We start from the raw sequence: 16,586 nt of genomic DNA on the forward strand, positions 1-16,586 counted from the left end.
TTAATTCTTCATTAAAATAAAATGGAATTCAAAATACGAAAGGAGTGGCTGTAGAGTGAAAAAAGATCGTGCTTTGTTGATTATTGATGTACAAAAGGCTTTTAATGATAGCAAATGGGGAATTCGAAATAATCCTAATGCAGAAACAAAAATGAAAACTGTCTTAGAGGCTTGTCGTAAACAAAATTGGTGGATTATTCATATTCAGCATATTTCTCAGGACCGGAGCTCTGTATTTTATAAAGAAAGTGCTGGAGTTGCCTTCAAAGAGATCTTCTTTCCATTGAAAGAGGAAAAAGTCATTCAAAAAACAGTCAATAGTGCATTTATTGGAACCAAATTAGAGCCGTTTTTAAAAATAAAAAAGATTAAAACGATAGCAATAATGGGGCTAACAACTCCCCATTGTGTATCAACTACGGCAAGAATGAGCGGAAATTTAGGATACAAGACTTATCTTCTTTCTGATGCAACGGCTGCGTTTGGTTTATATGACGAACACGAGCAATTCATAGAGGCTGAAACCGTTCACCGAATTTCTCTTGCTACGATACATGATGAATTTGCAACAGTAATAGACTCGAAAAGCTTTTTACAAGGTGTATTAGATTCAAATACTACAAATTAAAAAGGTGAAACCAACGTATATAAAGGATGTTGAGAAGGGAGGATTTTCATTTCTCTAATCATCAGTATCCTGCTGCAACATCCAAATAAACGCTATTTTATAAAAGATTAAATGCTATCAATAATGAGGAGCATATATTCATTAGACTATGGATAATCCAGCTTGGTACGATGGAACCATTGCCTAAATATTCATTGATATACCCCATGATCCAACCGGCTAATGTAGAAAACAAAATGACCAATATGATAAATGATGGATTCAAAATAGGAAATAAAATCATACCATGCAGTAATCCAAATAAAATGGATTGAATAAAGTTGCCCATGGATATGCCCCATATTTGCGAGAAGAATTTTAATAGGAATCCACGAAAAAGAATTTCTTCAGACAAAGCTGTTTGTATAACCGAATAGCAGAAAATAGGGAATACGGCTTCTATGCCCATCGAAGAGAACTTTGCGTTAGCAAGGACGCTCCTATCTTCAACCATCAGGACCAAAAATAAACCAGAAATGAGTAAAAGCGCAAAGGATATGGCAGAAAAGAGTAGAACTTTAGCTTTATTGTGGAAGCTTGGTCTTTTTAAACCGATCCATTGTAAAAATCCCTCTTTTCTTCTTAATGATATGAACCAATAAATAAAAGGGATTAAAGAAAACAATAGAAGCTGACCCAAAGCATTGATAAACGACTGAATAAGCATAAGGCTCCCCCTTTTTCCACAATGATTTTTCTTATTTGGTTTAATATATCTTCTTGTAAAAAGTATACCATTTATCGTTAACCGAATCAGCTTATACAAGTGTTTGCTCTATGCCAGTGAGAAAAAATATCAATTTCTAAACAGTTCTTAAACCAAATATTTGAAAATGAAAGACAATCCAATTTCTTACCCGTTATTTGTATTAACATTCGTTTAATGCTAGAATTTAAGCATAAATACACGGAGGAATAAGCAATGTATGAAGATTTTGATCCGAATTTAGTGAAAAAAATGGCGGTAAGTATTGGAGATGCTTCCAAAATTACGGGCGTTCCAATCCGAAAAATCCGCTATTGGGAAGAAAAAAATTATATTCAAAGTGTGGTCGATGGCGAGCATGTAAATCGAAAGTATGATTACTATGCCTTAAAGACAATCGTACTCATTGATGAGCTTGTAGAAGAAGGTTTTACCTTGGATAAAGCTGCTGAAAAAGTACAAAATAGGATTAATAAAATTAATCATATGCATGAAGCGATGGAAAAAAATATCGAATCCGATGATGGCAAAAATAAGTAAGAGTGGACTTTTTAAAAGATTCACTCTTATTTATTTGACAAATTTTGTATATAATGTACAATTAACGTACATTATATACAAAGGAGTGTATTCAATGGAAAATGAAGCAAAATTGTCTGTCGGTAAATTGTATCATCAAGATTTCTCTCCTTTTGATGAATTTATTAAAGCAGCAGAAGCCAAATGTCCAGTTTCTGAAAACTTTGTACTCGCAGAAATCCAAGATGAAATTCAGCAAAATCAGCAAGACGTTCTTCGACTTCGTTACACAAGAGATGCAGAAGCTAATCAATTATATGGGGAACATTTTTCAGTGGTTATTAGAAAGGCTGATCTCTATATTTTAGGTTTTGTCAATTTAACAACAGATACCGCCGTTGATTCTAGCGACCTTCTTCCTTCCAGAGAAGAAACAAAAGCATTAACCAAAGAATTTTTTGAAGCATTCGATTCAGAATACTATCAAAAGCTAGAAAACCTCTGGATCGATCAACACGATGAAACAATCGAAGTAAATGGACGAAAATTCACAGTCTCGGGAACAAAATATAAATGTTTTATTGCAGAAGATGATAATTATGCATGGGTCGTATTCGGCAAAGACCATCAACCCATAATTTTTGAACGAGGGATTCACTGGGTCAGCGGTCGAACAACCGAAAAATGGTTGCATGATTCTTACTTAGAATCTGGTACATTAGATTTACATCCTGTACGAACCAAACAATAAAAGAATCTTCTTCTTGATTAAACAACGCTAAAAACAGAGGGATTTTTTGAAGTATTTCAATAAGTCCCTCTGTTTTTTATTATGTTAAACAAAGAATGGTGAATGATACTAATACTCATTTTTTTCTTCTGTTTATAAAATCCTGTAGCTATAATAATCTACGCTATTTTTTACTAGAATAATTGATAATTCCATCAATAGCTTTCTTAATATCTTCGTTGCTATTGTAAAAATGTGGTGAAATTCTAATGATATTTTCTTTTGAAGTTAATACAATCCCATTTTTTTTAAGTTTATGAACGACTTGCTTAGCTTCAGAATGAAAAAAAGCAATCAAGCTTGTCCTATCTAGTAATTGTTTGCTCCCATAAACTGTTAATCCTTTCTCGGTACCATATTCCAATGCAAACTTTCCTAATGAATCAAGGTAAGTTGAAATAGTATCTACCCCTATAGACTGAATCAATTGAATCGAAGCGACTGCAGCATACGCACTAATAAATGAAGGGGTCCCTGTATCAAACTTTCTCGCCCCTTTCTTGCCTTGACCCAACCATCCAGTTATATATGGATTCAAACGGTCCGCAATTTCTTTTTTGATATATAAAAAAGAAATCCCTGGAATTCCTAATAAATACTTTCTAGTCCCTGTCGCAAGAAAATCAATGTTCATTTCTTTTACATCAATTGGACAGTGACCTGCTGATTGGTAAGCATCTACAAATATTAGCGAACCTTTTTTATGAGCAATTTTTGAAATTTTATCTATGTCAAATTTAAATCCGCTTTTATAATGAACATGTGGAATAGAAGTTAGTAACGTTTTTTCACTAATCTCCTTTTCAAATTTCTCCAATGCTATATGATTTTTTTCCGAAGTGATTTTATGAATTTTATGTTTAAAACGCGCTTGTGAGGTCCAAACATCCTCTACGGTTGGAAAATCAAAATCTGTAAAAATAATTTCATCTTTTGTTGGTGATACTGGTAAAGAAGTCGCAATCGCAGAAATTGCATGTGAAACGGAAGATACAATTGCAATTTCATCCGGTTCGGCATTTATCAATTTAGCAAAAGTGTTTCTAGCCTCTTCTACCTTTTGTGTCGCTAGTTCCCAATTGGAACCATAAGTTAACAATTCCTCATGATACCTATCTAAAGCATTTGAAGTTTGCTTGGGCAATAATCCCTGAGAACAGCTGCCAAGATAGTTAAGTTTTTTTAATGTAGGAAATTGGTCAATAAGATCTGGATGCATCTTCGCTCTCCTTGATTATATTTTATTATCAGACGATATCTCTTATTTCAAATAAACTTCAATTATTATTTTAATACTTTTAACTTTTTTTGGCACCAAAATTTTCAATACTATATTCATAAAACCCCGTTTTATACGTTTGATACCATTGATCGGCTTCTTTATCTTCTAGCATTTGAAGCTGCTTTAACAATTGATGCGTAAATTCCAAAGGTGCGGAAGCATTTGCTGTAATGATTTTTTGATCATAAACAGCTTGCGTCTCTTTAAAAAAGTTTTCCCCTCGATACTCTGGTGCTTTTTCCTTCAAATGACTTAATGAATTACCGGTATGGGTTATCTTATCTAAAAAACCATTATCAGCTAAGAAAGTTGCGCCATCACAAATACCAGCTATTAAAATTTCCGCTTTATTTAAACAAGCAGAAATTAAGTTAGTGATTTTTTGACTAGAAGTATAATCATAATTTAACGGATCATAACCACGAATTAGTCTCTTATTCCCCCAACCTGTTCCACCAATGAATATTAAAGCTGCAAGGTTTTTTATATCATTAAAAGTATCTACTTTATAGTCAATATTCACAGAAAAGTTTCCTTGAGAACGTACATTAAAATCCTCGAGTGACATCGTCTGTATTTGAAATCCTAAATCTGGTTTATTAAGTTTGGCACTAATATAACCAGCCTCCCAATCAGCATATCCCTCCAATAAGAATAAGAGAATCGTTTTCATAAGCTGTCCTCCATTGCTTTAAAAATATTTTATTACTATGAAGTTTAACAAATGGCTTCAAAATGACCAAAAATTAGGAGCCATGATTTTCTTGTTCAACTAAATTAGTTAGTAGTGATAAAAGTAAAGGAAATTCTACATATCCGTCTGTAGCTAAAAAATGACCACTTTCTTTTTTCCGATAATAATTTCCATTTAGTTTTCGTGCCAATTGATCCGTTAATTCAGTTGGAACAATATAATCATTAGCAGAAGAGACAACAGTAATATTGCCATTGGTTCCCTTTTTTATTGCGTTAAAATCAATAGATCCTTCAAAAAAATCTTCTGGAGAAGACATCCCTTCACGTTTTTCATAAAAACCTGAAACTAGTAATAGCCCACCGATTCGGGCTCTTGAATCTTGTTGAAACTTTTGAGTTAAGTAATGGAGCGTGGTGAGACCCCCTAAACTATGTGTAACCAAGTAAGTTTTCTCATCTAATATAGGAATTTGCTCATTTAATTGAACTAGCCACTTTTTTAATTCTGGTTGTGTAGGTTTAGGCATTTTTAAAATTGATGCTTGTTAGTTCGGTTGTTTGTTCACTTGTTTAGCTAGCCAAGAAAACCAATGATCTTCAGGCTTCGCCCCAAATCCTGGAACAATATAAATCTTTTCCTCCATCTATAAATCCTCCATTTCGAATATCTACGCATTTGATGGAAATGCATATCTTTTATTGAGAAATACTACGATTAAAGCAAGAATTAATAATGTAATAATAGTTGGAGTAAAGGAAGCTGTACCCAAAGAATCATACAGTAAACCTCCAAGAGCACCTCCACCGGCAATGGCAATATTCCAAGAAGTCGCACTGATAGACATCGCAACGTCGACATTTGTCTCACCAACAGCTTGCGCTAATGCCGTCTGGATTAAAGTAGCTGCTCCTCCAAAAGTCAATCCCCATAGAACAATTCCTATATAAACCAAGAATAATTGTTGCGTGAAAAATTGAAATAGAATAGCAGTCACTAAAAAGCCACTTAAACTAATTAAAACAAGCGAACGTAGATAAGAATCAATGAATATTCCAGTGAGCCAAATGCCTCCTATAGATAAAATTCCAAACACTAACAAAGCCGTGCTTACAGAAAGTTCAAGTCCTGTTGATGCAAGAAATACAGCGATATAAGTGTATAAAATATTATGAGAAACCATCCAAAAAATAACGACTGCAAGAATCGGCAATACACCACGAATTTTCAATACACTGAACAAACGAATTCGTTTGCTTTTTGGTGCTCCTTTAAAGTCTGGAATCTTAAAAAGAATCCAAATCATTAGAAAAAATGTCAATAACGACATTGTCATAAATACTGCACGCCAACCGACAAGAGAACCAAGAAAAGTACCGATTGGCACACCTATACTTAAGGCAACAGGCGTTCCTGCAAAAACAATTGCCGTAGCCTTTCCTCTTAAATGTGGTGGAACTAGTCGTCTAGCATAACCAGCTAACATACTCCATACAATTCCTGCACCAATTCCCGCAATAAAACGTGCAGTAAGTGTAATTACATAACTCGAGGATAAGGCTGTAACACTATTTAAAACAAAAAATAAACCGATGGCTAAAAGAAATAAGGGTTTCCGTCTTAAACTCTGTGTAACTAAAGTGATAGGTATTGCAGCAATAAATGACCCTACTGCATACCAAGTCACAAGTTGTCCTGCTTGTGCACTCGTAATATTTAACCCTTCACTAATTTGGGGTAATAAACCTGAGGGCATGGTTTCAGTCATAATGCAAATAAAACCAGCCATTGAAAAAGCAAGTAAGCTGAATAAAGGCAATTTATCCCTTACCCTTTTCTTTTTTGATGAATGCTCCATCTATACATCTCCTCGTAAAATTTTATTTTTCTTTGAAACAGTGTTAGTATAAATTAAACACTAACAAAATGTTAGTATGCACTTTTTTGTAAGGTACTAACCAAAAGGAGAGTAAAAGATGGAGAATATATGCCAAAGTTCGCGTCCCCCTTTTGTTCATGCGCTATCGATGATTGAAGGAAAATGGAAATTAAAGATTATTTATGAATTAGCTTGTGAACCTGTTCTGCGCTATGGTCAATTGAAACGAAATATTCCAGAAATCACCCATAAAATGTTGAGCGCACAGTTAAAGGAACTTGAAAAAAATGATATGATTATTCGCACCGAATATCATCAAGTTCCTCCAAAAGTAGAATATTCTCTATCCGTTAAAGGTGAGAGCTTTGTGCCAATTTTGGTTGAGCTTTGTGAATGGGGAAAGAAAATCACCACCGAAGAAGCAAAGTAATTTCTTTTATCTTCCAAACCGTTGATAGAATAAAGCAGTAAGAAGTCTCAACAAGTGATTTCTTACTGCTTTTCATTAGAAAGTAAGGACGATCTTACCATCATTGCCATGTTGCATTGCTTGATTTAAAGCTTTCTTTATTTCATACATCGAGTAACTTTTGAATACATTAGTTTCTATTTTCCCTGCAGAGACTAAAGAGAGGATATGCGCTAAATCTTTTGCATTTGTACGAACTTGATGTCGTTCAGCAAATGAACTATGGTGTTCCACTTCTGGACTTATGTCAGCTGTATTTACCGTTACCACTTTGCCATTTATTTTAAGAAAGTCGGTACGATCTAAAATTCCAGCAGTATCAAGAACAGCGTCAAATGAAGGAATCTTTTCATCCACTACATATACATTTTTTGATAAAGAGTAGAGGCTCTTTTTCTGCTTATCATTCCGGACCAACCCAGATACAAAAATCCCCTTTTCTTTAGCAAACTGAATCGCAAAACGACCAACAGAACCCGCAGCACCGGTGACTAACAGCGATTGTTCAGCGTTTAGTTGTAGTTTCTGCAAAGCTTGTAAAGCCGTTACGGAGGCTAATGGAATACTTGCGCCACTGACAAAATCAATATCATCAGGTAATTTTACTAATTGTTTTTCTGGAATAGAAATGACTTGTTGCCAACTTCCTTGAGGATACATAGCAGCCACACGATCCCCAATTTCAAATACTTGGTTTGGGTCCGTTTCAACTACAATGCCTGTCATGTCCCATCCGAGAACGGCTGGAAACTGATTAATTTTTGGCATAGTATTAGGCGTCATAAAACCTATATCCACGGGGTTAATAGAAGAAGCCACAACATTCACCAGCACTTCTCCTTTTTTTCTCAGTGGTTTTTCAATCGTTTTTACTTTTGCTACTTCTGGGCCTCCATAATTTAAAACCTGAACAGCTTTCATTTACCTCATCCTTTCCAATACCTAGCTAAATCAAATAACAAAATGGATACTGTTAGTTAGCATAGCATCGGACAAAATGAAAGAAAAGAATGCACTTTTTTGTAAGATACTTACCTTACCGATAGTAGACAGGTTAATTTCTAACATAAACGAAGGTGCTCTAAATCCGTTAAATTTGTATTCTCTAATTGTTTGAGATGATTGATTTTATTTGTAACTTTTTTCTCCATTTGTTTTAGTTCTTCTTGTTGTTGTCGAAGTTTCTTTTGATGAGTTTCTAAAATATGGATTCGCTGATAAAGAGCTGATTTATTTTCTTTAGTTAGCTCCACCATTTCTTTTAAATCTGCAATAGAAATATTTGTTTCTCGTAAACAAGCAATTGTTTCAATCCATAAAAGATCTTCTTCCGAATAGCTTCGATAACCATTCTCATCACGTTTCACATGTGGCAAAAGTTTTTCTTCCTCATAGTATCTTAAAGTATGCGGACGAAGATTGGCTTTTTCAGCTGCTTCTTTAATCGTATAGTTCACTCTCATTCAACCCCATATTTATTATTTTAAATTTATATTTTACTTCATATTTAGAAGGTATCACTAAAGTATAAATTCAGCCATCAAATCAAGTGTCATTTTCTTAAAATTCTTTTTGAATCGTCGGCCGGACAATAATCTCATTGGTCGATACCTCATCTGGTTCATTGATAGAGTAAGCAATAGCTTTAGCGATACTTTCAGGTTGCAACCACACTTTACTGACATTTTCTTTTACTGCTGCCTTTGTTTCTTCATGCGTAATACTATTGGTAATCTCTGTTTGTACAGCACCTGGGGAAATCAATGTTGTCCGAATATTATTTTCACATTCTTCCTGTCTTAATCCTTCTGTAATAGCCTTTACAGCGTATTTCGTTCCCGCGTAGACAGCTGCATTTTCTACGACAACATGGGCAAGAGCAGAAGCAACATTAATAATTTGACCTTTCTTATACTTTCTCATATAAGGAAGCACTGCAGATATGCCATATAGTACACCTTTGATATTAATATCAATCATTTGGTCCCATTCCTCTACTTTTTGTGCATGCAATGGGGAAACTGGCATAAATCCTGCATTATTGATAATCACATCAATTTTGCCATATGACTCTAAAGCAAACTGCGCTAAGTCTTGAACTTGCTGATATGAAGTGACATCTGTGACTTTATAGATAGCAGATCCCCCAGCATTTTCGATTTCTTTTGTTAAACGAATTAATCTCTCTTCTCGTCGTGCTGCAACGACAATTTTGGCCCCATATGAGGCTAATAATTTTGCCGTACTTTCTCCCATACCACTACTAGCACCGGTAATAATAACCACTTTTTCTTGTATATTTTTCATGGAATAACCTCCTACTTTTTCAGCTGATAGTAGCTGTGATCCGGAGTATAAACCTTCAAGTGTACTTGAAAGCAAGGAAAAAGATTTATCATTCCGGCGTTTACAAAAATCATTTTTGCCTCATTTATAATTTTTCTTACAGTGATGTTAGCTTAGTTTTATAGATTTTTTATTTTATTGACATGCATAGGATGATTTTATAAAATGACTTTATAGTCATTTTTGACTAAATAGTCAATTGAAGGAAAATATCATGTCAAAAGAAAAAAAGTTTCAATTACGAAATCAAAAAATTCTTATTACCGCAGAAAAAATTTTAAAAGAAAAAGGCTATCACTATTTTAAAATCAGTGATATATCTGAAGAATTAGAAATTGCAAAAGGAACCATTTATAACCACTACGATTCAAAAGAAGATCTTCTTTTTGCTGTTATTTACCCAAAACTCCAAGAATTAAGAGATTCTTTACAAAAAATCTCACTTTCCGATCTGCCTTTTAAACAGCAAATTCAACAAGCCGTGCGAATTGCTTTAGAAAGTGATTATCATCAATTTTTGAAACTTACTTATTCCGATATGGCGGTGCTATTTCAAGAAAAAAATCAAAAAGAAATGACGGCTATACAAGAAGAAATTATACAAGCATTTGAGAAAATTCTTGTTGTAGGCAACAATGAGGGCATTCTTAGAAAAGATTTATCGTTAACTTTTTTGAGTCATCAAATCCTTTCTATTTTAGACCCTTTATTAAACAGTTTAATGGTTGGTTCTGGAAAAATGGAAAAAGAGGAATTTATACAGCAAACAACTGAAATATTACTATATGGAATGACGAAAGGATAAATTTATGGAAAATCAAAAACTTTATGAAATGGCTTTAAATCAAATGAAACCTATCCAGCTTAGACAGCTAGGAACAGCCGGTCATGTCGCTTGTGCTTTAGAATCAATAGATGGAAATATTTATACGGGCATATGTATTGATATGCCTTGTTCCATCGGTTTGTGTGCAGAACAATCAGCGATTGCAGAAATGCTAAAAAATGGAAAAACGCAGATTGTTAAACTTATCGCTGTTTATGAAGATGGAAGTATTCTACCACCATGCGGAAGATGCCGAGAATTTATTAGCCAATTAGATCACAATAATTTTGAAGCAAAAATATTATTACACGAGTTAAGGGAAACCATTCTAAACAAATTACTACCTGAAAGATGGGATGATAAATGGAATTACGCCGATTAACCGACCATATTTTCTACTATCCGCACCAAACTGAAACTGACCGGCCAATGTTGGCTTATGTTCAAGGAGATAAATTATCACTTGCTATCGACGCTGGTAATTCTAGCGACCATGTAACTGAATTTTACCAAGCGCTACAAGCCAAGAAACTTAAATTGCCTGATCTAACCGCTATGACCCATTGGCATTGGGATCATACCTTTGGCATGCATCAAATTCACGGTCTATCTATTGCTCATACTAAGACAAATCAATTTTTACAAATCGAAAAAGAAAAGATACAGGATAAGAAGTATGTACAATCTTTGAAATTAGAAAACCCTTTTCTTCAAAGAGAATTTTCTGACGATAAAACGATTGAAATTGTTCCTCCTGATATTCAATTTGAAAATAAATTGAGTGTTTTACTTGGTAATTTAACCGCACAAATATTTCACACAGAATCGCCGCATTCATCAGATAGTACTTTGGTTTACATTCCTGAAGAAAAAGTATTATTTTTAGGCGATGCAACGAGTGAAGATTTTGAAAACGACGGCTACATGGATTAGGAAAAATTGAAATCACTGATAAACGTAATTGAACAAACAGATTGTACTTACTGTATGCTAGGTCACGCACAACCGCTAGGAAAAATTGAATTAGTTGATTACTTAAAGGCAATCAATTCATTATCGTAATAGGTAAAAAATAAAAGAGCAGAAAAATTTTAAAATTTCTTCTGTTCTTTTATTTCACGTCGATTTTTCTATTGTACCCAAGTAAACTATTCCCTAGCTCAATCACAATAGGTGTTACTCTACTATTTTTAGCTATCCCTTTAAATTTCCACTAACTTAAATAGAAAAAGCTTTGGTTGCTATATTTTATTAACTAGGTCATTGGGACATTTAATATTTGTAAAGCATACTTCTTTTAAAAATAGTCCATACAACATTTATTAATTGGCGCTTATATTATGTCAAACAAGTTACGTGTTATAGCTACTCATTTCAGCAGTGGTAAGTTCCCTGTTAATTTATTGATTATTTTTTTAGGCCCATACAAGCCAATGCCCATGTATTGTAAATCCGTAGCTTTCATTTGTTGAAACCTATCCATATATTCCTCATAGGTTTTACAAGATTGAGCAAGATTGGTGAAGTCTACCGTTTCAATATTTTGATAATTTTTTTGATAAAGTCTATTACGTAAGTCAAAAAGGTTTTCTCTATTTGATTTTAAAATTGGAACAGGAATGTAGATAATCCCTGAGTGTAAAAATTGGTCGCCATCAAGAGTGTCAGGACCTATTAATTCTGGATGTTTTTTTCCTAAACTCATTCCTAAAATGGCTGCAGTATTCGCAACTAGCCCTAAACTTAAAGCATCATCAATCAAAATAACACATTTATTTTCAGTTGACATATCTTTCCTCCCTATTGTTTAAAAATACCTTGGTATTGTTTCGGAGTGATCCCAATGAGCGATTTAAATACACGAGTAAAGTGACTCTGGTCAGAAAATCCCACTTTTAAACTAATAGAAAGTAACTCTTTATCGTTAGATAACAATTCTTTAGCTTCCTTTATTCGAATTGTCTGTAAATACTGATAAGGGGTAACACCAAAATATTTAGTAAAATAGCGAATAAGCGTGTATTTATTAAGATGACATCGCCTACTTAACTCTTCTAATGACACAACAGAAGAAAAATTTTTTTCTAAATAGCTTTTAGCAAGAAGCAAATTTTCTTTTGAAGCTTCACTAAAAGCAATTTCCTCTATTTTAATATCGGCGGCGTGGGCGATCAAAGCGTCGATAAGAAAATAAAGAAGTTCTTCTCTATTCAAATCATCTTTATTTTCCAATATCAATTGGTGTAAGAGCAAAAAAAGTTCATCGATTTTAGGTAATTTCAAAATAGGCTTGGTAAATTTAACAAGTTCTTCTTTGCCTGTTATCGTTGTGATGATTTCTCTCATACGTTCAATTGAAATATTTATTGCTCTATATGTTAAATCCAACTCCTCAACTTGTATACATCCATGGCTATCAAACGGATTAAACAACAGAAAGTCTCCTGGATTCACCTCATATTCCAACGTATTGCATGTTAAATTTCGTTTTCCTTTTTCGACAAAACCAATGACATAATAGTCATGAAAATGATTGGGAAAACTTTGAGAGACACCTTCAAAATAATACCCTTCTAGCTTTAACTGCTTGTCAAAATAAATTTCTCGAAAGTCTTTACTCATGTGATTTTGCTACCTCACTTTTAAATTATCATAGCTACTGCTTTTTTTCTTGAATGATATTGACAATTACAATAAATATGAAAAAGAAGTATCAATTATTTTGGGAAGTCTCCCTTAACTTGCAATTTATCCATGGTTTCTATTTTGCCAAGTTTCGTCAATTCTTTTATTACCTCAGGGTTATGATGATCCATAAATAATGTTTGATGACTATCCAATTGGGCTACTTGTTCGAGTTCATTTTCTGTTAATTGAAAATCAAAGATGGAAAAGTTCTCTATCATTCGTTCTGGGTGGACTGTTTTAGGAATAGCAACCACACCTAATTGAGTCAAGTAGCGAAGGGTCACTTGAGCCGCTGTTTTATGATATTTCTGTCCGATAGTTGACAATAGCTGATGGTTAAATAAATCATTTTTTCCTTCGGCTAAGGGGCTCCACGCTTCGGGTGTAATATCATATTCTGTCATTATTTTTCTAAGTTCTTTTTGCTGATAAAAAGGGTGTAGTTCCACTTGATTAATCGCAGGTGTAACTGTAGAGAATTCAGCTAAGTCCACGAGTCGATCGCTATAAAAATTACTTACGCCGATAGCACGTATTTTGCCTTGTTGATAATATTCAGTCAGTGCCTGATAGGTCCCATAATAATCATTTAATGCTTGATGAATCAACACTAAGTCAAGATAATCCGTCTGCAAATTTTCTAAAGATTTTTCAAGCGACAATTTTGTTTTTTCATAACCCGCATTAGACACCCAAACTTTGGTTGTCAGAAAAACATCTTCTCTTGCAACTGCGCTTTGTGCAATAGCTTGTCCTACAGCTCGTTCATTTAAATACGCTTGTGCTGTATCGATTAACCGATACCCGACATCTAAAGCCTTAGATACACATTGTTCGCATTCTTTTTCTTCAATTTGATAGACACCGTAACCTAACATAGGCATTTTTACCCCATTATTTAATCGAATATATTCCATAATACATCTTCCCTTCTAAAATTGATGATTTACAATTTTAGTGTAATGCTTTAGAGTAACTCTAAAGCAAGCGTTTATAAAAAATATTTTTTGGGGGGATGATTAGTGCTCTATAGTGTGCAAGAAGTTGCGGATATCCTAAATATGAATGTTCACACCATTCGTTATTATACGAATCAAGAATTGGTTCCTAATCTCAAAAGAGACTCACACGGCTATCGGAAATTTAATGAAGAATCCATCAATTGGTTGATTATTATCTACTATTTACGCCAATGTCAGATGACAATCAGTCAGATTCGTCATTATATTTCATTATGTCTAAAAGGAAATCCGACGATCACAGAACGATATGAAATTATCACAAGCTTACGAGAAAAAACAAAGCAACAAATATCTGAAGCAGAAACGCGCTTGCATTTTCTAAATGAAAAACTGACACAATTTGATCAAATTCTTAATGAAGAAATAACTGATGAACTAAACCCAATCAATTGGACAAATAAAAAAGAACAATTTATAAAAGAACGATTGGAAGAAAAACAATAAAAACGCACGAGTTGATTTGAGCCAACCTCCAAAGTTAGATTTTAAGTCTAGCTCCTGTAGATCGGCTCAAATTTTTTCCTATTCTTTTTCTGCAGGCTTAAATCCAAACTCATCGACAAAGCCCTGATGTCCTTGAGGCGTAACCCTCACAGAACGATGAATCGTCCCTTCTTCCAACCATTGCAAAGTAAGTAATTTTTTCGTTAACTGTAAAGCAAAGGGCCCCGCAATATGAAACTTGCGTTCCGTCCAGTCAACATGATAAGGAATCGTTTGTGTTAAAAACTTTTTTGTAGATGTTAGACCAAATTCTTGGGTCCACGCATATCCCTTCTGCGTTAATAAAGAGGAATTCCCTAAATCCTTAATATAGTCTAAATTGATCATCGCCTTGGTTAACTGAATGCCCAGATTTCCTGCTAGATGACCATAGCAAGTTCGTGCATAAGAGAGCGCCTTTTTATCTAAAGAATCTCTCATCGAACAAACTTCAATCTCAGGGGAAAGCGCAAGCATTCCTTCCACTACTTCTGCGACTTTTGGGTTAGCAACATAATAATAACGATACTTCCCTGATTTCTGTTGGTTAAGAAAACCTGTCTTCATTAATTTTGTTAGGTGCTCACTTGTTGTTTGGGGAGATACTTTGACCATCTTAGCAATTTCACCTGCAGGTAAGGCTTTGCCATCGCTTAAAGCCACGAGTATCGCCATACGTGTTGGATGTCCAAACAGAGCGCTAGTGCTATAAAAGTTCTTATAAATAGACATACTCTCCCTCCTTGTCTTTTTTAAGTATAGCATTTATATCATTCGGCGGAGGACGAAATATATCTTTGTTATAGTCAAATAATAGCAAAGGAGATGTTTTTATGAATGAGAAAATTACGAATGGCAAAAAGCCACAACTTAGTCACGCCTTGACTTTTGTCGCTTGTATGGGAATGTTTTTATCCACCTTAGATACAGGGATTACGAACGTAGCACTGCCCTTTTTCACCCATTTTTTTAACACGCATGAGAATATTGCCGCAATGAGTGTTGTAGGTTACACGGTCAGCTTAGCCGCCGTTATTATGCCTTTAGGCAGTCTAAGCGATCGAATAGGCAAATTGAAAATTTCATTTTTCGGCTTTTTGTTATTTGGCATAAGTTCACTGTTATGTGGTTTAGCTCCCAATATCCTATTTCTAATTATTTTTAGAGTTTTTCAAGGAATTGGCGCTGCTGCCTTACAAGCGACTTCCTCTGCTTTGATTACTTCTTATGTAAAAAAAGAACAACTTAATAAAGCCTTAGGTACGTTGGGAATTGCCATTGGATTAGGTCCTGTTTTAGGTCCATCTATCGGCGGAATGTTTCTATCCTTAGGTGCCTGGCAATGGATTTTTTGGATCAATATTCCTTTAGTTTTAGTAACTTTATTTGTTAATCTCTTTTTATTAAAGCAAATCAAAAGCTCCCCAGTTAAAATCAATTCTTTCGATTATAAAGGAACAAGTTTATGCTTAACTGCCATTGTTTTATTGCTTAGCGGATTAAATTTCATCGTTGAACCAGGTCAATTAGCCTTAGGTATGATCTTTATTATAGGGGCATTGATTGTTTTTATTGCACTGATCCAAGTAGAGAAAAAACAAAAAAATCCGCTTTTTCATTTACAAGATTATCGGAAAAGTAAAATCGCTTTAGACTTACTGGAAACAGCGCTTCTAGGGTTTGCGACTTCAATGATCTTTTTGTTACCACCTTTTTTACTCGAACAACTTTTACACATTAGTTCAGGAAAGACCGGCTTGTATGTATTAGGAGCGCCTATTGGATTGGTTGTATTTTCTAAAATCAGCGGAAATCTAAATGATGGAACAAAACATCAGCAATTTGTCAGAATTGGCTTATGGACGATGTTTATTTCTTTTCTATTGTTAGCACTCACTTCAAAGTTATGGACGCCTATTTTAGTCACTTCTTTGTTATTTATATATGGTGCAGGCGCTGGATTCTTTCAACCAGCCAATATTGCGCTTATCATGCAGTCATCTTCGCAAAAAATGCAAAGTGAGGTCGGTTCTTTACAACGGATGATTCAAAATATCGGGATCGCCATAAGCACCACCGTGGGCTCAGGCATTTTGATTTTGCCCTTTTCATTAAGGACAAATCTGACGATCGGATGGGGGTTAACTGCAGTCTTAATATTGCTAGCGATTTTAACCAATTTGCTCAATAAAAAAGCGACAACTTAGTTTATAAC

20 protein-coding genes and 1 pseudogene are annotated in these 16,586 nt (G+C 34.4%); 9 read left to right on the forward strand and 12 right to left on the reverse strand.

Annotation, left to right across the window (positions count from 1 at the left end; genetic code table 11):
- Positions 1-55 precede the first annotated feature (55 nt).
- Positions 56-628, forward strand: a complete 573-nt coding sequence (locus tag TS1_RS08125) for an isochorismatase family protein (RefSeq protein WP_068709648.1) — start codon at positions 56-58, stop codon at positions 626-628.
- Positions 629-725: 97 nt separating this feature from the next.
- Here the strand turns inward: TS1_RS08125 and TS1_RS08130 are convergent, their stop codons facing one another.
- The gene (locus TS1_RS08130) at positions 726-1,334 is read right to left on the reverse strand and encodes a CPBP family intramembrane glutamic endopeptidase (RefSeq protein WP_068709649.1); all 609 of its coding nucleotides are present in this window, start codon (positions 1,332-1,334) and stop codon (positions 726-728) included.
- 255 nt (positions 1,335-1,589) lie between these two features.
- Here TS1_RS08130 and TS1_RS08135 point away from each other — a divergent pair, with 255 nt between their 5' ends.
- Together TS1_RS08135 and TS1_RS08140 are read left to right on the forward strand one after the other, a co-directional pair.
- On the forward strand, positions 1,590-1,913 hold the full coding sequence (locus tag TS1_RS08135; protein WP_068709651.1) for a MerR family transcriptional regulator: 324 nt from the start codon (positions 1,590-1,592) through the stop codon (positions 1,911-1,913).
- Positions 1,914-2,007: 94 nt separating this feature from the next.
- Positions 2,008-2,643 carry a hypothetical protein gene (locus TS1_RS08140; protein WP_068709653.1) on the forward strand — a complete coding sequence of 212 codons (636 nt, stop codon included), beginning with the start codon at positions 2,008-2,010 and terminating at the stop codon, positions 2,641-2,643.
- A gap of 163 nt (positions 2,644-2,806) precedes the next feature.
- Here the strand turns inward: TS1_RS08140 and TS1_RS08145 are convergent, their stop codons facing one another.
- The 4 genes and pseudogenes from TS1_RS08145 to TS1_RS08160 form a co-directional block, all read right to left on the reverse strand.
- The gene (locus tag TS1_RS08145) at positions 2,807-3,901 is read right to left on the reverse strand and encodes an aminotransferase class V-fold PLP-dependent enzyme (RefSeq protein WP_083498266.1); all 1,095 of its coding nucleotides are present in this window, start codon (positions 3,899-3,901) and stop codon (positions 2,807-2,809) included.
- Positions 3,902-3,980: 79 nt separating this feature from the next.
- Positions 3,981-4,637, reverse strand: a complete 657-nt coding sequence (locus TS1_RS08150; RefSeq protein WP_068709655.1) for a DJ-1/PfpI family protein — start codon at positions 4,635-4,637, stop codon at positions 3,981-3,983.
- Positions 4,638-4,710: 73 nt separating this feature from the next.
- Positions 4,711-5,304, reverse strand: a pseudogene (locus tag TS1_RS08155) (RBBP9/YdeN family alpha/beta hydrolase).
- 24 nt (positions 5,305-5,328) lie between these two features.
- A complete protein-coding gene (locus tag TS1_RS08160) occupies positions 5,329-6,516 on the reverse strand; it encodes an MFS transporter (protein WP_068709659.1) in 1,188 nt (395 codons plus the stop codon).
- A 118-nt stretch (positions 6,517-6,634) separates the two neighbouring features.
- Here TS1_RS08160 and TS1_RS08165 point away from each other — a divergent pair, with 118 nt between their 5' ends.
- On the forward strand, positions 6,635-6,967 hold the full coding sequence (locus TS1_RS08165) for a winged helix-turn-helix transcriptional regulator (RefSeq protein ID WP_068709661.1): 333 nt from the start codon (positions 6,635-6,637) through the stop codon (positions 6,965-6,967).
- A gap of 75 nt (positions 6,968-7,042) precedes the next feature.
- On the opposite strand, the gene TS1_RS08170 is transcribed toward TS1_RS08165, so the two are convergent.
- The 3 genes from TS1_RS08170 to TS1_RS08180 all read right to left on the reverse strand — a co-directional run bounded on the left by TS1_RS08170 (position 7,043) and on the right by TS1_RS08180 (position 9,313).
- Entirely contained in the window at positions 7,043-7,927 is an 885-nt protein-coding gene (locus tag TS1_RS08170; RefSeq protein ID WP_068709663.1) for an NADP-dependent oxidoreductase, read from the reverse strand.
- Between the two features lie 140 nt (positions 7,928-8,067).
- On the reverse strand, positions 8,068-8,463 hold the full coding sequence (locus tag TS1_RS08175) for a MerR family transcriptional regulator (protein ID WP_169792364.1): 396 nt from the start codon (positions 8,461-8,463) through the stop codon (positions 8,068-8,070).
- Between the two features lie 103 nt (positions 8,464-8,566).
- On the reverse strand, positions 8,567-9,313 hold the full coding sequence (locus TS1_RS08180) for an SDR family oxidoreductase (protein ID WP_068709667.1): 747 nt from the start codon (positions 9,311-9,313) through the stop codon (positions 8,567-8,569).
- A gap of 253 nt (positions 9,314-9,566) precedes the next feature.
- Here TS1_RS08180 and TS1_RS08185 point away from each other — a divergent pair, with 253 nt between their 5' ends.
- The 3 genes from TS1_RS08185 to TS1_RS08195 are packed head-to-tail and all read left to right on the forward strand — an operon-like array spanning position 9,567 to position 11,111.
- Positions 9,567-10,157, forward strand: coding sequence for a TetR/AcrR family transcriptional regulator (locus TS1_RS08185; protein ID WP_068709669.1), 591 nt, complete (start codon positions 9,567-9,569; stop codon positions 10,155-10,157).
- Positions 10,158-10,161: 4 nt separating this feature from the next.
- Positions 10,162-10,560 (forward strand): cytidine deaminase family protein, encoded by a 399-nt coding sequence (locus TS1_RS08190; protein ID WP_068709671.1) that lies wholly within the window; start codon positions 10,162-10,164, stop codon positions 10,558-10,560.
- Positions 10,542-11,111: an MBL fold metallo-hydrolase gene (locus TS1_RS08195; protein WP_245610118.1), complete on the forward strand. Its 570-nt coding sequence runs from the start codon at positions 10,542-10,544 to the stop codon at positions 11,109-11,111. Before TS1_RS08190 ends, TS1_RS08195 begins: the two co-directional genes overlap by 19 nt.
- Positions 11,112-11,547: 436 nt before the next feature.
- On the opposite strand, the gene TS1_RS08200 is transcribed toward TS1_RS08195, so the two are convergent.
- The 3 genes from TS1_RS08200 to TS1_RS08210 all read right to left on the reverse strand — a co-directional run bounded on the left by TS1_RS08200 (position 11,548) and on the right by TS1_RS08210 (position 13,783).
- Positions 11,548-11,967 carry a DUF2000 domain-containing protein gene (locus TS1_RS08200; RefSeq protein ID WP_068709673.1) on the reverse strand — a complete coding sequence of 140 codons (420 nt, stop codon included), beginning with the start codon at positions 11,965-11,967 and terminating at the stop codon, positions 11,548-11,550.
- An 11-nt stretch (positions 11,968-11,978) separates the two neighbouring features.
- Entirely contained in the window at positions 11,979-12,800 is an 822-nt protein-coding gene (locus TS1_RS08205) for an AraC family transcriptional regulator (protein WP_068709675.1), read from the reverse strand.
- 95 nt (positions 12,801-12,895) lie between these two features.
- Positions 12,896-13,783, reverse strand: coding sequence for an aldo/keto reductase (locus TS1_RS08210; RefSeq protein ID WP_068709677.1), 888 nt, complete (start codon positions 13,781-13,783; stop codon positions 12,896-12,898).
- Positions 13,784-13,888: 105 nt separating this feature from the next.
- On the opposite strand from TS1_RS08210, the gene TS1_RS08215 reads away from it, so the two are divergent.
- Entirely contained in the window at positions 13,889-14,332 is a 444-nt protein-coding gene (locus tag TS1_RS08215) for a MerR family transcriptional regulator (protein WP_068709680.1), read from the forward strand.
- A gap of 78 nt (positions 14,333-14,410) precedes the next feature.
- Here the strand turns inward: TS1_RS08215 and TS1_RS08220 are convergent, their stop codons facing one another.
- Positions 14,411-15,103: an ArsR/SmtB family transcription factor gene (locus tag TS1_RS08220; protein ID WP_068709682.1), complete on the reverse strand. Its 693-nt coding sequence runs from the start codon at positions 15,101-15,103 to the stop codon at positions 14,411-14,413.
- Positions 15,104-15,204: 101 nt separating this feature from the next.
- Between TS1_RS08220 and TS1_RS08225 the strand changes: the two genes are divergently transcribed.
- Positions 15,205-16,578: an MFS transporter gene (locus tag TS1_RS08225; protein ID WP_068709684.1), complete on the forward strand. Its 1,374-nt coding sequence runs from the start codon at positions 15,205-15,207 to the stop codon at positions 16,576-16,578.
- Positions 16,579-16,586 lie beyond the last annotated feature (8 nt).

Source organism: Tetragenococcus solitarius NBRC 100494, from assembly GCF_001544195.1.
In the GTDB taxonomy this organism is placed as follows: Bacteria; Bacillota; Bacilli; order Lactobacillales; family Enterococcaceae; genus Tetragenococcus; species Tetragenococcus solitarius.

Bases quoted from the DNA above. Each gene is read 5' to 3' on its own strand.
- TS1_RS08145 (WP_083498266.1), bottom strand. From the start codon at position 3,901: ATGCATCCAGATCTTATTGACCAATTTCCTACATTAAAAAAACTTAAC.
- TS1_RS08185 (WP_068709669.1), top strand. From the start codon at position 9,567: ATGTCAAAAGAAAAAAAGTTTCAATTACGAAATCAAAAAATTCTTATT.
- TS1_RS08225 (WP_068709684.1), top strand. From the start codon at position 15,205: ATGAATGAGAAAATTACGAATGGCAAAAAGCCACAACTTAGTCACGCC.
- TS1_RS08220 (WP_068709682.1), bottom strand. From the start codon at position 15,103: ATGTCTATTTATAAGAACTTTTATAGCACTAGCGCTCTGTTTGGACAT.
- TS1_RS08180 (WP_068709667.1), bottom strand. From the start codon at position 9,313: ATGAAAAATATACAAGAAAAAGTGGTTATTATTACCGGTGCTAGTAGT.
- TS1_RS08170 (WP_068709663.1), bottom strand. From the start codon at position 7,927: ATGAAAGCTGTTCAGGTTTTAAATTATGGAGGCCCAGAAGTAGCAAAA.
- TS1_RS08135 (WP_068709651.1), top strand. From the start codon at position 1,590: ATGTATGAAGATTTTGATCCGAATTTAGTGAAAAAAATGGCGGTAAGT.
- TS1_RS08140 (WP_068709653.1), top strand. From the start codon at position 2,008: ATGGAAAATGAAGCAAAATTGTCTGTCGGTAAATTGTATCATCAAGAT.
- TS1_RS08130 (WP_068709649.1), bottom strand. From the start codon at position 1,334: ATGCTTATTCAGTCGTTTATCAATGCTTTGGGTCAGCTTCTATTGTTT.
- TS1_RS08150 (WP_068709655.1), bottom strand. From the start codon at position 4,637: ATGAAAACGATTCTCTTATTCTTATTGGAGGGATATGCTGATTGGGAG.
- TS1_RS08205 (WP_068709675.1), bottom strand. From the start codon at position 12,800: ATGAGTAAAGACTTTCGAGAAATTTATTTTGACAAGCAGTTAAAGCTA.
- TS1_RS08165 (WP_068709661.1), top strand. From the start codon at position 6,635: ATGGAGAATATATGCCAAAGTTCGCGTCCCCCTTTTGTTCATGCGCTA.
- TS1_RS08195 (WP_245610118.1), top strand. From the start codon at position 10,542: ATGGAATTACGCCGATTAACCGACCATATTTTCTACTATCCGCACCAA.
- TS1_RS08200 (WP_068709673.1), bottom strand. From the start codon at position 11,967: ATGTCAACTGAAAATAAATGTGTTATTTTGATTGATGATGCTTTAAGT.
- TS1_RS08160 (WP_068709659.1), bottom strand. From the start codon at position 6,516: ATGGAGCATTCATCAAAAAAGAAAAGGGTAAGGGATAAATTGCCTTTA.
- TS1_RS08210 (WP_068709677.1), bottom strand. From the start codon at position 13,783: ATGGAATATATTCGATTAAATAATGGGGTAAAAATGCCTATGTTAGGT.
- TS1_RS08190 (WP_068709671.1), top strand. From the start codon at position 10,162: ATGGAAAATCAAAAACTTTATGAAATGGCTTTAAATCAAATGAAACCT.